At 58.8% G+C, this 11,971-nt stretch carries 14 protein-coding genes; 2 read left to right on the forward strand and 12 right to left on the reverse strand.

The annotated features are described in order from the left end of the window. Window positions 1–81: 81 nt before the first annotated feature. The 9 genes from fliN to fliF form a co-directional block, all read right to left on the reverse strand. Complete coding sequence (fliN, locus tag H7R76_RS09565) at window positions 82–498, reverse strand: flagellar motor switch protein FliN (protein WP_182967616.1); 417 nt, start codon at window positions 496–498, stop codon at window positions 82–84. Further along, the gene (gene fliM / locus H7R76_RS09570; protein ID WP_106929952.1) at window positions 495–1,499 is read right to left on the reverse strand and encodes a flagellar motor switch protein FliM; all 1,005 of its coding nucleotides are present in this window, start codon (window positions 1,497–1,499) and stop codon (window positions 495–497) included. Before fliM ends, fliN begins: the two co-directional genes overlap by 4 nt. A 4-nt stretch (window positions 1,500–1,503) precedes the next feature. Continuing rightward, window positions 1,504–1,974 (reverse strand): flagellar basal body-associated protein FliL, encoded by a 471-nt coding sequence (gene fliL, locus H7R76_RS09575; RefSeq protein ID WP_182930390.1) that lies wholly within the window; start codon window positions 1,972–1,974, stop codon window positions 1,504–1,506. Between the two features lie 104 nt (window positions 1,975–2,078). Further along, window positions 2,079–3,287, reverse strand: a complete 1,209-nt coding sequence (locus tag H7R76_RS09580; RefSeq protein ID WP_106929948.1) for a flagellar hook-length control protein FliK — start codon at window positions 3,285–3,287, stop codon at window positions 2,079–2,081. After that, a complete protein-coding gene (fliJ, locus tag H7R76_RS09585) occupies window positions 3,284–3,727 on the reverse strand; it encodes a flagellar export protein FliJ (protein WP_106929946.1) in 444 nt (147 codons plus the stop codon). Before fliJ ends, H7R76_RS09580 begins: the two co-directional genes overlap by 4 nt. Before the next feature lie 21 nt (window positions 3,728–3,748). Next, window positions 3,749–5,119, reverse strand: a complete 1,371-nt coding sequence (fliI, locus tag H7R76_RS09590; protein WP_182930392.1) for a flagellar protein export ATPase FliI — start codon at window positions 5,117–5,119, stop codon at window positions 3,749–3,751. Further along, window positions 5,119–5,817 (reverse strand): flagellar assembly protein FliH, encoded by a 699-nt coding sequence (gene fliH, locus H7R76_RS09595; RefSeq protein ID WP_106929944.1) that lies wholly within the window; start codon window positions 5,815–5,817, stop codon window positions 5,119–5,121. The genes fliI and fliH overlap by 1 nt, the downstream gene beginning before the upstream one ends. Then, window positions 5,810–6,805 (reverse strand): flagellar motor switch protein FliG, encoded by a 996-nt coding sequence (gene fliG / locus H7R76_RS09600; RefSeq protein ID WP_182930393.1) that lies wholly within the window; start codon window positions 6,803–6,805, stop codon window positions 5,810–5,812. The genes fliH and fliG overlap by 8 nt, the downstream gene beginning before the upstream one ends. Next, window positions 6,798–8,480, reverse strand: a complete 1,683-nt coding sequence (gene fliF / locus H7R76_RS09605; protein WP_182967618.1) for a flagellar basal-body MS-ring/collar protein FliF — start codon at window positions 8,478–8,480, stop codon at window positions 6,798–6,800. The genes fliG and fliF overlap by 8 nt, the downstream gene beginning before the upstream one ends. A gap of 214 nt (window positions 8,481–8,694) precedes the next feature. Between fliF and fliE the strand changes: the two genes are divergently transcribed. Together fliE and yedD are read left to right on the forward strand one after the other, a co-directional pair. Then, window positions 8,695–9,006, forward strand: coding sequence for a flagellar hook-basal body complex protein FliE (gene fliE, locus H7R76_RS09610; protein ID WP_106929938.1), 312 nt, complete (start codon window positions 8,695–8,697; stop codon window positions 9,004–9,006). 229 nt (window positions 9,007–9,235) lie between these two features. Further along, complete coding sequence (gene yedD / locus H7R76_RS09615; protein ID WP_106927901.1) at window positions 9,236–9,649, forward strand: lipoprotein YedD; 414 nt, start codon at window positions 9,236–9,238, stop codon at window positions 9,647–9,649. Window positions 9,650–9,691: 42 nt separating this feature from the next. Here yedD and fliT read toward each other — a convergent pair whose 3' ends face one another. Genes fliT through fliD form a run of 3 tightly spaced genes read right to left on the reverse strand, consistent with a single transcriptional unit; the run spans window position 9,692 to window position 11,913 of the window. After that, window positions 9,692–10,066: a flagella biosynthesis regulatory protein FliT gene (gene fliT / locus H7R76_RS09620; protein WP_106927899.1), complete on the reverse strand. Its 375-nt coding sequence runs from the start codon at window positions 10,064–10,066 to the stop codon at window positions 9,692–9,694. After that, window positions 10,066–10,476, reverse strand: coding sequence for a flagellar export chaperone FliS (gene fliS, locus H7R76_RS09625; RefSeq protein ID WP_106927897.1), 411 nt, complete (start codon window positions 10,474–10,476; stop codon window positions 10,066–10,068). Before fliS ends, fliT begins: the two co-directional genes overlap by 1 nt. Window positions 10,477–10,500: 24 nt before the next feature. Further along, the gene (fliD, locus tag H7R76_RS09630) at window positions 10,501–11,913 is read right to left on the reverse strand and encodes a flagellar filament capping protein FliD (RefSeq protein WP_106927895.1); all 1,413 of its coding nucleotides are present in this window, start codon (window positions 11,911–11,913) and stop codon (window positions 10,501–10,503) included. Window positions 11,914–11,971: the final 58 nt, after the last annotated feature.

Here is an 11,971-nt window from a genome sequence, read left to right on the forward strand (position 1 = left end):
ACCGTGACCGGTGTCGCGCTATGGCTGGCCGGCGCGGCGTGCGAAGGCGTCACGACGGAGGCGGAATGGGGGGCGCTCATCTTAGCGGCTCAGACGGCGCATACGTTCTGACGGCGTAATGATGTCGGTAATGCGTACGCCGTACTTGTCGGCGACGACCACGACTTCACCCTGAGCAATCAGATAGCCGTTAATCAGAATATCCAGCGGTTCGCCCGCCAGACCGTCCAGCGCCACCACCGAACTCTGCGTCAGACGCAGCAGTTCTTTGATGGTCATGCGCGTGCGCCCCAGCTCCACGGTCAGCTTAACCGGGATATCCATAATCAGATCGATATCCTGCAGCGTGCCGCTGACGTCGCCGCCGCCCAGCTGCTGGAATACCGCATCGGCGGCGCTTTTGCCGCCCACGGTGGTTTTTTGCTCGTTCAGCGCTTCAGCCCACAGATCGTCCACGGATCCGCTGTTGTCATCGGGTGGAGTATTCATATCACTCATTTGGGCTGTTCCTCGTTCAGCGAATTCAAAATCGGGTTGATCAAATGTTCTACGCGCAGCGCATACTGCCCGTTAATCGTGCCGTACTGGCTGGTGAGAACCGGTACGCCGTCTACGTGGGCAATAATGCGATCGGGCTTCTCAATCGGCAGAACGTCGCCGGGCTTGAGTTTGAGTATTTGTGATAGCCGCAGTGAGATATCGGCGAAATTCGCCACCAGCTCCAGCTCAGAGTGCTGTACCTGACGCACCAGGTTCTCGCGCCAGTTCTGATCTTCGTGGCGGGAGTTTTCCAGCGGCGGATTCACCAGCAGCTCACGCAGCGGTTCAATCATGCTGAACGGCAGGCAGATATTGAACTCGCCGGTCAGGTTGCCGATCTCCACATGGAAAGGGGTGTTGACCACGATATCGTTCGGCGAGGTGGTGATGTTGGTGAACTTCACCTGCATCTCCGAGCGAACGTACTCGACCTCTAGCGGGTTAATCGCTTTCCACGCATCGCTGTAGCCTTCCAGCGCCAGCTTCAGCATCCGGTTGATGACCCGCTGCTCGGTATGGGTGAACTCGCGTCCCTCCACCTTAGTGGGGAAGCGGCCGTCGCCGCCGAACAGGTTGTCTACTGCGATGAACACCAGGCTCGGCGAAAAGACCACCAGCCCGGTACCGCGCAGCGGCTTAAGGTGGATCAGGTTAAGGTTGGTTGGCACCGGCAGGTTGCGGGCAAATTCGTGATAGGGCTGAATGCGAATCGCCCCCACGGTAATGTCCGGGCTGCGGCGCAGCAGGTTGAACAGCCCCATACGGAAATGACGGGCAAAACGCTCGTTGATAATCTCCAGCGCCTGTAGCCGCTCGCGAACCACGCGGCGCTGGGTATTGGGATCGTAGGGGCGAATATCGTCTTCGCCCGACTTGCCTGCCAGCGGTTCTGTGGGATTGTCGCTGTCGCCGTTCAGCAGCGCATCGATTTCGGCCTGAGAAAGAATACTGTCGCCCATGGCTCTACCGCAGAATAAAAGCTGTGTACAGAACATCGGTGATGTCCTGTTTCGGCTGGCTGGCAATCAACGGTGCGCTGAGCGTCTCTTTGATGTCATTCGCCAGCTGTTTTTTACCGTCATCGGTCGCCAGCTTTGTGGCATCCTGGCGCGATAAAAGCAGCAGCATACGGCTGCGCACTTCCGGCAGATAGTCATTCAGACGCGCGCGGTCGGCTTCCGTTTTCATGCGGAGCGTCACGCCCACGTAAAGCACGCGGTCCGCATCGCCCAGGTTCACGGTGAAGGTGTCCAGCGGGAAAAAGACCGGAGCAGGCGGCGGCGGGGCTTCTTTCGGCGCAGCGGCGGTGGCGCTCTGATGCTCAATGCGCCAGTAGCTGTAGCCTGCGGTTGCGCAGGCGGCGAGCGTTACCAGCACCAAAAGTGGGATCCAGAGAGAGCGTTTGCTCTTTTTATTGATAGCGGTGTCAGTCATCTGATGCGGTCTTCCTTTTTACTACTGCTTATCCTCTGATTATCCCGTCTCCCGCGCGGGTCAAAGCGTGGAAAAGACGGGAATAATCATGTTACCTCTGGCGTTTAAGCGAAGATGTCTACGGCGTTATCGCCGCGAGATGCGGCGTGAAGCGCCGCAGGCACAGCCAGAAGCGCGTCGTCTTCCTGTGTATCGTTGCCGTTGGCATCAGCGCGGGAGGCGAACGACTGCTGTGAAGAGGGCTGCTGTTGCTGCCCGGCAAAGCCGTCGCTGCTGATGTTGCTCTGCCCCAGTTGAATGCCGTTATCCGCCAGCTGGGTGCGCAGCACCGGCAGCGCGGCTTCCAGCGCGGCGCGCACGTGGCCGTGCGGTGAGGCCATCTGAATCTGCGCGAGGTTATCCTCGACCTTCAGCGTAATATGCACCTGGCCGAGCGATTCCGGGTGAAGACGCAGCTCGGCGGTCTGCTGGCCCTGACGGGTAAACAGGGTGATATGCTGGCTGACATTTTGCTGCCAGTCCGGCGTACCTAACTGAGCATGGATGTTGGCGCTGACGGACGCTGGTGTGGCAAGCGTTGTGCTGCTTGGTGCGGCAACTGGTGACAGCGCGGCCGTTGGCGCGGCTGGGCTTGGCGTACTTTCTGCCTCTGCCTTTTGCGCCGGAAGGACAAAGGCCGAATCGGCGGGCAGGGCGCGCACGTCGGTTTGCAGCTGTGCGGCGGCAGCGCTCTTCATCTCCACAGGGCCGTCGGTTTTCGCACCGCCGTGTTTCAGTGATGTCGTGAGGTTGGCAAGCGTATCGCCAGCGGGCGCAGCAGCGGAACGTTCGACGGTTTGCGGTGCCTGCAGCGGTGCGGGCAACATGGCCATCAGCGCGTTCAGGCTGCTTAGCTGCTCCTCGCTCAGCGCGGTGTCATCATCATCGCTGGTTTTGGCGGTGTCATTCTCTTTATCCTTGCCGACCGACAGTTCGCCCTTAAGATGGGCTGCCAGTGAACTCAGCAGGCTTTGCGCATCGCTCTGCTGCGTTATCTCTGCGGTGGCGGCGTCGGCGGCGACGCCGGTACGCGTGGCTTCCTGCTGTACCAGCCACTCGGTCAGCGATTGGCCTTTCGCATTGAGCTCGCGCGGTGTGGATGTTTCATCGCTGGTGAGCAGCGCCGTTTTTTCGCCGCTCACGGCGTTAGCCGTTGGGTTTAATGCGCCGGCGAGCAGAGCCAGAAAATCCTCGGCACCGCCTGACGTTTTTGCCGCGGTATCGGCACCCGCGAGGTTTGTATCGCTGACGGCAAGATTAGGCAGTGTGATCATTCGGGTTTCCTCAAGGTCGCGCGTTGGGCAAATTCATCCATCTTTTTCTGATCCAAGCGGTTTTCCGCCAGCAGCGCTGCGGAAGCCTGCCGGTCCTGAAGCGTTTGCCATGCCTGCAAACGCTGTTTTTTCTCGCGCCAGAAGTTCAGCGCCTGCTCCACTTTGTTGTTCCACTGAACAAGCTGCTGACGGTGCTGATCGATGGCTTTCTCCAGCGTTTGAATAAACTGCTGGTAATTCTGCCAGCGCAGGCTGGCAATGCCCTGCGTCATGTCGTTGTTCAGGCTGTTCTGGTATTCAAGCTGGTAGTCCATCAACATTTTGAGCTGTTCTTCCGCCTGCTGGCAGCCGCGGCGCATCTCGCCCAGTACCAGGGCGGCGTTGTCGACGTCGGTTTCTGCCAGTTCTTTAAGCGTTGCTAATGCACCATGCTGCGCCATATTCGTGATCCTCTTGCTTCACTATGACGTGGGGAAAATCAATTCCAGCGCCTGGATTGACGATTCCCAGTCTGCTTTTTCAAGAATGCCTTGCTGTAAAAATGCTTCCAGATGCGGCCAGAGCGTAATGGCTTTGTCCAGCATCGGGTCGCTGCCTTTGGCGTACGCGCCGACGCTAATCAGGTCGCGGTTACGCTGGAAACTGGAGAGCAGCTGTTTGAAATTGCGCACCCGCGCGTAGTGCTGCTCGCTGATCAATGCGGTCATGGCGCGGCTGATGGATGCCTCGATGTCGATGGCGGGATAGTGCCCGGCTTCGGCCAGACGCCGCGACAGTACGATGTGGCCATCGAGAATGGCGCGCGCGGAGTCGGCGATCGGGTCCTGCTGATCGTCGCCTTCGGTTAGCACGGTATAAAAGGCGGTGATTGACCCCCCGCCGGTAATCCCGTTTCCGGCCCGCTCAACCAGCGCGGGCAGCTTGGCGAACACTGACGGCGGATAGCCTTTGGTGGCCGGGGGTTCACCGATCGCCAGTGCGATTTCACGCTGCGCCATCGCGTAACGAGTGAGTGAATCCATAATCAGCAGCACGTGCTGGCCGCGATCGCGGAAGTCCTCCGCCACACGGGTGGCGTAGGCGGCGCCCTGCATACGCAGCAGCGGCGACACGTCTGCCGGTGCGGCAATCACCACCGAGCGCGCGCGGCCTTCGGTACCGAGAATATTCTCGATAAAATCTTTCACTTCACGACCACGTTCACCGATAAGCCCCACGACGATCACGTCGGCGCGGGTATAGCGCGCCATCATGCCGAGCAGCACGCTTTTACCGACGCCGGAACCGGCAAACAGCCCCATACGCTGGCCGCGACCCACGGTCAGCAGGGCGTTAATCGGCCGTACGCCGGTGTCCAGTACGTGTTCAATCGGCGTGCGCTGGAGCGGGTTAAAGGGCGGGGTGATCAGCGCGCCGGTTTCGGTGGTGTCCGGTGCGGGCAGACCGTCAAGCGGTTTGCCGCTGCCGTCGAGCACGCGGCCGAGCAGCGCCGGGCCCAGCGGCAGCTGTTTGCCGCTTTGCAGGCCGTCGCCAACGGTGTTGCGGGCGTAAACGCGCGCGCCGGGCAGAATGCCTTCCACTTCTTCCAGCGGCATTAAAAACAGGCGCTGGCCGTTGAAGCCGACGACTTCGGCCTCGACCTCCTGCATCTCAGCGCCCTGCTGGCGTTCGATAATGCAAGTGGCGCCGAGCGGCAACTGTAGACCGGTCGCTTCCAGTACCAGTCCGGTGGCGCGGGTCAGGCGGCCGTAGCGACGCACGGCCGGAAGCTGGGCAATGCGCGCCTCAAAATTGTCGAGCGTGTTCAGCCAGCGGGTCAGGCGCACGGTCATCAGCAGGCTCCCGGCGCCGCCAGGCGGCACAGTTCCTGCCAGCGGGTGGCCACGCTGGCATCAAGATCGCCTTCATCAGCGGAGACTTTACAGCCGCCGGGATGCAGCGTGGGATCGCCGCGCAGCCGCCAGCCGTGCAGGTTCAGGGTCGCGCCCAGCATCTCTTCCACGCGCGGGAGATCTTCCGGGCTCACCCGCAGCTGTGGTTTACCGCTGAACAGCGGCTCCTGCTGCAGCAGCGATTGAATTTGTTTAATCAGCGCGGTGTTATCGACCACTGGCACCTGGCCAACGATTTGCCGCGCGGCTTCCAGCGCCATCTGCATCAGGCGCGAGGCAATCACGCTGTCGAGCGTGTCCAGCGTGTGCTGAAATTCGCTTGCCAGCTGCTGCATACGGGCATGAATAGGGGCCTGCTCTTGTCTGGCCTGCACCAGCCCCTGTTCCAGTCCCTGCGCCAGCCCTTCCTGATAACCCTGCTGCTGGCCGGCGGCGTGACCTTCCCGCAGCCCGGCCTGATAGCCCTGCTCGTGGGCCTGGATTTGCAACTGGGCCAGTTGCTGCTGTTGCAGCTGCTCGGCGGAAATTTCTGCCTGCTCCACGTCGGGCTCGTCGAGGGAGAGCGGGGCGAACTCCATTTCCACCGGCGGCGCAAGATCGTCAGGCTGCCAGATTTTCCACGGTGTGGTATCAGACATAGGTGTCGTCTCCGCTGCCAATCACCATCTCGCCGGTTTCGGCCAGGCGGCGAACGATAAGCAGAATGGCCTTCTGCTCGTTTTCCACCTGAGACAGACGAACCGGGCCGCGGTTGGCCAGGTCGTCGCGCAGAATGTCGGCCGCACGCTGGGACATATTGCGCAGGAACTTCTCGCGCAGCGGCGGCTCGGAGCCTTTGAGTGCGATAAGCAGCGATTCGGAATCCACTTCCTGCAGCAGGCGCTGGATGCTGCGATCGTCGACCTCGACCAGATTTTCGAACAGGAACATCTCGTCGATAATTTTCTGCGCCAGCTCGCCGTCGAATTCGCGTACGGCGGTAATGACCGCCTCTTCCTGCTGCGTTTTCATCAGGTTGATAATTTCGGCCGCCGTTCTCACGCCGCCCATTTTGCTGCGCTTGAGGTTCTGGCCGTCGAGCAGGCCGTTCAGCACTTCGGTCAGCTCCGCCAGCGCCGCCGGCTGCACGCCGCCGAAGGTGGCAATACGCAGCATCACGTCGTGACGCAGACGCTCGTCGAACAGCGCCAGAATATCCGCCGCCTGGCCACGTTTGAGGTGCACCAGAATGGTGGCGATAATCTGCGGGTGTTCGTCGCGGATAATATCGGCGGCGCTCTGCGGCTCCATAAAGTTGAGCGTTTCGATGCCGCTGGTGGTTTCGCGGGTTTCGAGAATGTCTTCCAGCAGGCTGGAGGCGCGCTCTTCGCCCAGCGCTTTCACCAGCACCGAACGCAGGTATTCGTTGGCGTTGACGCTCAGCGCCGCGAACTGTTCGGCCTCTTGCTCAAATTCAGCCAGCACGTCGGTTAACTGCTTGTTCGAGATTTGCTTGACCGCCGCCATGGCGGTACTGAGCTGCTGAACTTCGCGGGTGCTGAGGTGTTTAAACACCTCAGCCGCGCGATCTTCGCCAATGGTCATCAGCAAAATGACGCTTTTGTCGATTCCAGAAAGATTACTCATGGTCGTTATTCATCCATTGGCGAATGACCAGCGCCACCACGCGCGGATCGTTATCAGACATTTCGCGAATACGCTGGCTCATGACTTCGGCGCTCAGGCGCTGGTTGGCGCGGCGTTGCTGCGTCTGCTCATCTTTGCTGAGGCGAACCTCAACGGCTTCCTGAATTTCCTGCTGCGCTTTGGCTTTTTCCTCGGCGGCCTGAGCAACCTGTTCGCGGCGCGCCAGCTGCGGTTTAATCCCCTTACGCCACAGCAGCCAGGCAACGATCAGTACCAGCAGCCAGCGTCCGGCGGACATCAGCTGATCGATAAACGATTGCTGCTTCCAGAACGGCAGTTCGCCGCCGCTTTCATCGGTGCTGTTAAACGGCGAGTTGACCACGTTCAGCGTGTCGCCGCGCTGCCCGGAGAAGCCCATGGCTTCGCGGGTTAAATCTTCAATCTGCTTCATCTGATCGCTGGTCAGCGGCAGCGGCTTGCCATCAGGCAGATTGCGATAGTTGACTACCACCGCCACCGACAGACGCTGGACGTCGCCAACGTTCTTTTTGGTGTGCGAAATGGTGCGGTCGAGTTCAAAGTTGCTGGTCTCGCTACGCTGGGTATTGCGCGGGCCGCTTGTCGTCGCGGTCGTGCGGGTATTGGTGTTCTGGCCGTTAGCCTGGTTGCCCTGGTTCGCCGGCGGAGTGGAAATCGGTGCTGACGGCGCTGGCGCTGGCGTATTTGACAGTGCGCCCGGTACGCCGCCCGGGTACGGGCTGCCAATCTGATCGCTTTCGCTGACCTGGCGCGAACGTATCGCGGTCTGGTTAGGATCGCCGTTCGGACGATACTGCTCGTCGGTCTGCTCTTTGTTGTCGAAGTTAACCTGTGCGGTGACCTGCGCGTGGACGTTGCCGTTGCCCACGATCGGGCCGAGAATCGCTTCAATACGGCGCTGGACGCGGCCTTCTACGTCGGCGGTGTACTTCAGCTGGGCATCGTTGAGGTCGCGGGCGCTGGTGTTGGATTGCGTCAGCAGATGACCGCCCTGATCGACCACCGTCACGTTACCCGGCGGTAGCCCGGCGACCGCGCTGGAGACCAGATGGACAACGGCCGAAATTTGCCCTTCATCGAGCGCACGGCCCGGTTCCAGGTTGACGGTAATGGAGGCAGAAGGGGATTTTTGTTCGCGCACGAACAGCGACGGCTTCGGCATCGCTAAATGCACGCGGGCGCTTTTCACCGGCCCCAGGGTTTCAATGGTGCGCGACAGTTCACCTTCAAGCGCGCGCTGGTAGTTCACCTGCTCGCTGAACTGGCTGATGCCGAATTTTTCCTGGTCGAGCAGCTCAAAACCGACCGCGCCGCCCTTTGGCAGGCCCAGCTGTGCCAGGCGCAGGCGCAGTTCATGCACTTTATCGGCCGGCACTTCCAGCGCGCCGCCGTTATCGGCAAAACGGTAGGGGATGTTCATCTGGGTCAACTGGGTGACGATGGCCCCCCCGTCCTGGTCGGACAGGTTGCTGAACAGCGTGCGGTAGTCCGGGGATTTGGCCCACAGTACCATCGCCACGAGAATAGCCACCGCGGCGGCACTGGCCACCATCAGCGGGATTTTAGGATTAGCGCGCAGGCGATTGACCCATTCTATCGTTTTATTTTGTGGCGTAGCCGTAGCACTCGCGCTCATTGCGCACCTCGTCGATCCTGATCAATGGCGTTAAACGTAAACGAAAACAAAGCAGACTCCCTGGCGCAAAACGTATAAAGACAGCCATGACATTATTTGATGCTTCAGAAATTTTGATGGGCCAAATAACCCGTTTTTATAGCGCTATTTAACGCCTTTATCTTATTGACAAACTGATAAGCTCGTTCACAGGTAAAAACAATCTGGAGTCAATATGGCGATTCAGGGTATTGAGGGCGTGCTGTCGCAGATGCAGGCCACGGCGGCGATGGCGCGCAATCAAAGCGTTGATGTGCAGCCTGACATTAGCTTTGCCGGTCAGCTGACCGCGGCGCTGGACCGCGTGAGCAACGCGCAAAACAGCGCCAAAGCGCAGGCAGAGAAGTTCACCTTAGGGGAACCGGGTATTGCGTTGAACGATGTGATGACCGATCTGCAAAAAGCGTCCGTGTCGCTGCAAATGGGGATTCAGGTGCGTAATAAGCTGGTAAGCGCCTATCAGGACGTGATGGGCATGCAAGTGTAGCGACTGTATGGGTGGCGAAACGTTCGCCACCACCATTCCTCTCACCTCTTTTTTGTTGGCTCGTCGCGGCTGCCGTTGAGCCTGACGCTGGCGTTGTGCCTGCCTGGCGTTAATCCATAAAGTCGTTTTCTCTCTTCAGGGCTATCGCTCTGCATCGTCATTTCCCGTGAAACGCCAGCGTGTTTAACGCTATAATGTTTCTGTTTTTTCTCCCCGAACAGGATGAATAATGAAAAAATTAGCCATTGTGGCGGCGCTGATGACGTTGGCGGGCTGTGCGCAGATTGACAACTACTCAACGGTGGTGAAAGCGCCTGCACCGGAAGGGCTGGCCGGCTACTGGCAGACCATGGGGCCACAGAGCGCGCTGGTGAGTCCGCAGGCGATGGCGAGCCTGATCATCACTCGCGACGGCGACACTCTCGACTGCCGCCAGTGGCAGCGCGTAATTGCTCTGCCGGGTAAACTGACCCTGCGCGACAAAGACGTCTATAACGTCACGCATAAGCTGGATGTTTACGCGATCGAGCGGGAAGGGAATTCGCTGAGCTATGACGGTATGACGCTGCAGCGGGTGGCGCGTCCGACGGTAGAGTGCGAGAAGGCGCTGGCGAAAACGCCGCTGAAGTCGACGCTGCCGTAAGCCATTGACGCTCCGACATGCACCATGCCGGAGCGCTTTTCGTCAATGGTTGAGGTCGACGTTGTCCTGTGGCACCAGCACGTGACCGCCCTGATTGCCGTAAGTGGTCATGACCGTCTTTTGCATCGACGATTGACCCACCAGTTTTGCCAGCTCATCCATCCGCCCCTGCAGCAGGCGCTTGACGGTGTTTTCGTTATCCAGCACTTTGCGTAGCAAAGGACGCAGCTGTTCCTGAAGCGGATCGGTCGGATCGCTATCTCGCGTCAATTGAGCAATCTTTTGCACCGCATTTACGTACTCTATTTCACTGGCAATCAGTTCGTCCCACAGACCCTCCGTGGCAAGCCGCAGCATCATATTGCTTTTTTCAACCAGCTGTTGGTATGAGAGGTAAAGGTGCGATGCATAGCTCATTAGACGGCATCCTGAATCGTATTGGGCGTAAGTAAAGATTCCTTCCAGGCTTCGGCGATATTGCGCATTAATGCCTCAACTTCCTCAACGGCGCTAACATCATTGTGCAGGTTGGCCTGCAGAAGGCGTCTGACCATATAAGCGTAGAGCGACAGCAGGTTCTGCGTCAGCTCATCGCGGCTGTCTTCATCAAGGCCAATCTTCAGCCCATTGTCGATAATGTTGATGGCTTTCGACAGAGAAAGACCTTTTCCCTGCTGGTTACCGTCCTGCATAAACAGGCGGGCGCGGATCAGCGCGCTCAGCGCGCCGTCGAACAGCATCGTGACGAGCTGATCCTGACTGGCGCTCATGACGGCGCTTTCCACTCCAATCTGTGCGTAGGCCTGCGTACCTTTTGCCCCGTACATGCGCTTTCTCCCGGTTAACGATGATTACTTGGAACTGCTGGTCGACTCAAACTGCTGGGTTAAGTAGCTGCTGGTGCTGTTCAGCGAGGTCATTAACACATCCAGTTGGGTAAACTGCTCTTTATAACGTGCGACCTGGGCATCGATACGATCGCTGGCCGCGTTGTAGTCTTTGGTCAATTTGTTCAGCGTTTTGCTGACGCCATCGGTAGCGGCCTTGATGATGCCGGTGGTGGACAGCCAGCTGGTCAGGTTGGTGCCAATGGTGGTGGTGATGCCGGTTTTTTTACCGTCGCCGACCAGCAGATCGCCCACGCCGGAAGAATCTTTTTTCAGCGCCGCGGTCAGTTTATCGTTGTCCAGCTCCAGCTTACCGTCGCTCGGGTCGGTGGTAATACCGATCTGCGCCAGCGTTTTGTAAGAAGAGGAGCTCAGCGAATTGCTTAACATACTTTTCAGCTGGGTCTGAATGGTACGCAGCGTGGTGTCGCCCAGCAGTGCGCCGTTGTTGGCATCCTGGCTGTCTGCGCCCGCGTCTACAGCGGTGTATTTTGTCAGGCTGCTGAAGGTATCGAGCAGGGTGTTATAGGCGGTCACCCAGGCGCTGATGGCGCTCTGCGCTTTGCTGGTGTCCTGAGTGATAGTCAGCGTCTGGTTGCCGGAGGTGACATCGTTGAGGTTCAGCGTAATGTCTTCCAGCGCGTCGCTGATGGTGTTGCTGCTGTTTTCAATCGGAACGTTGTTGACGGTCAGCTTCGCGTTTTGCGCGTTAACGCTCTGTTCCATACCGTTGCTGGCATCGGTGCTGGTGCCGTTATAGCCCATAAAGCTTTGCAGCGCGCTGTCGCCGCTGACGCTTAAGGTCATGGCGTTATCTGAACCGGTATCGTTCGAGGTGATCGACAGACGATAGGCGCCGTTGCCGACGTTAATAATACTGGCGCTGACGCCCGCTTTCGCATTGTTGATGGCATCGCGAATACCGGTTAACGACGAGTTAGCGGCGCTGATATCGATGGTCACCGGCTTTTTATCGCCGCCCTGCTGGATAGTTAAAGTGCTGTCGCCGGTGGCAATGGCGGTCTTGCTATCGCTCTGGGTGGTTTTGGTGGTCAGCGTTTGCGCCTGCGCCAGCTGCGTGACGCTGATGGTGTATTTTCCCGCAATGGCGCTGCCGGTCGTGGTGGCGCTAAACGCGGTGGTCGAACTGGCGGTAGTGGTCGCGGTGAACAGATCGGCTTTCGACAGCGCGGTGTTGGCGGTCTGGAATGCTTCGAGCCCGCTTTTCAGGCTGCCGTAGGCGCTCAGCTTTGCGGTATAGGAAGACTGTTGTTTAGAAATCGGCGTCAGCGTCTGTTTTTGTGCAGCGGTAAGGCTATCCAGAATGTCGCTCAGATTCAGGCCCGATCCAACTCCTAGTGAAGAAATGCTTGCCATTGTTATTCCTTGATTTGTCGACACGTAGAATGAATGTCTGGGTTATCGGCCTGAATGC

It is taken from the genome of Klebsiella sp. WP8-S18-ESBL-06 (assembly GCF_014169755.1).
Classification (GTDB): Bacteria; Pseudomonadota; Gammaproteobacteria; order Enterobacterales; family Enterobacteriaceae; genus Kluyvera; species Kluyvera ascorbata_B.

Coding starts and splice junctions, on each gene's coding strand:
- fliT (WP_106927899.1), bottom strand. CDS start 10,066: ATGAGCTATGCATCGCACCTTTACCTCTCATACCAACAGCTGGTTGAA.
- yedD (WP_106927901.1), top strand. CDS start 9,236: ATGAAAAAATTAGCCATTGTGGCGGCGCTGATGACGTTGGCGGGCTGT.
- fliI (WP_182930392.1), bottom strand. CDS start 5,119: ATGACCGTGCGCCTGACCCGCTGGCTGAACACGCTCGACAATTTTGAG.
- fliN (WP_182967616.1), bottom strand. CDS start 498: ATGAGTGATATGAATACTCCACCCGATGACAACAGCGGATCCGTGGAC.
- fliM (WP_106929952.1), bottom strand. CDS start 1,499: ATGGGCGACAGTATTCTTTCTCAGGCCGAAATCGATGCGCTGCTGAAC.
- fliD (WP_106927895.1), bottom strand. CDS start 11,913: ATGGCAAGCATTTCTTCACTAGGAGTTGGATCGGGCCTGAATCTGAGC.
- fliJ (WP_106929946.1), bottom strand. CDS start 3,727: ATGGCGCAGCATGGTGCATTAGCAACGCTTAAAGAACTGGCAGAAACC.
- fliF (WP_182967618.1), bottom strand. CDS start 8,480: ATGAGCGCGAGTGCTACGGCTACGCCACAAAATAAAACGATAGAATGG.
- fliH (WP_106929944.1), bottom strand. CDS start 5,817: ATGTCTGATACCACACCGTGGAAAATCTGGCAGCCTGACGATCTTGCG.
- H7R76_RS09580 (WP_106929948.1), bottom strand. CDS start 3,287: ATGATCACACTGCCTAATCTTGCCGTCAGCGATACAAACCTCGCGGGT.
- fliL (WP_182930390.1), bottom strand. CDS start 1,974: ATGACTGACACCGCTATCAATAAAAAGAGCAAACGCTCTCTCTGGATC.
- fliS (WP_106927897.1), bottom strand. CDS start 10,476: ATGTACGGGGCAAAAGGTACGCAGGCCTACGCACAGATTGGAGTGGAA.
- fliG (WP_182930393.1), bottom strand. CDS start 6,805: ATGAGTAATCTTTCTGGAATCGACAAAAGCGTCATTTTGCTGATGACC.
- fliE (WP_106929938.1), top strand. CDS start 8,695: ATGGCGATTCAGGGTATTGAGGGCGTGCTGTCGCAGATGCAGGCCACG.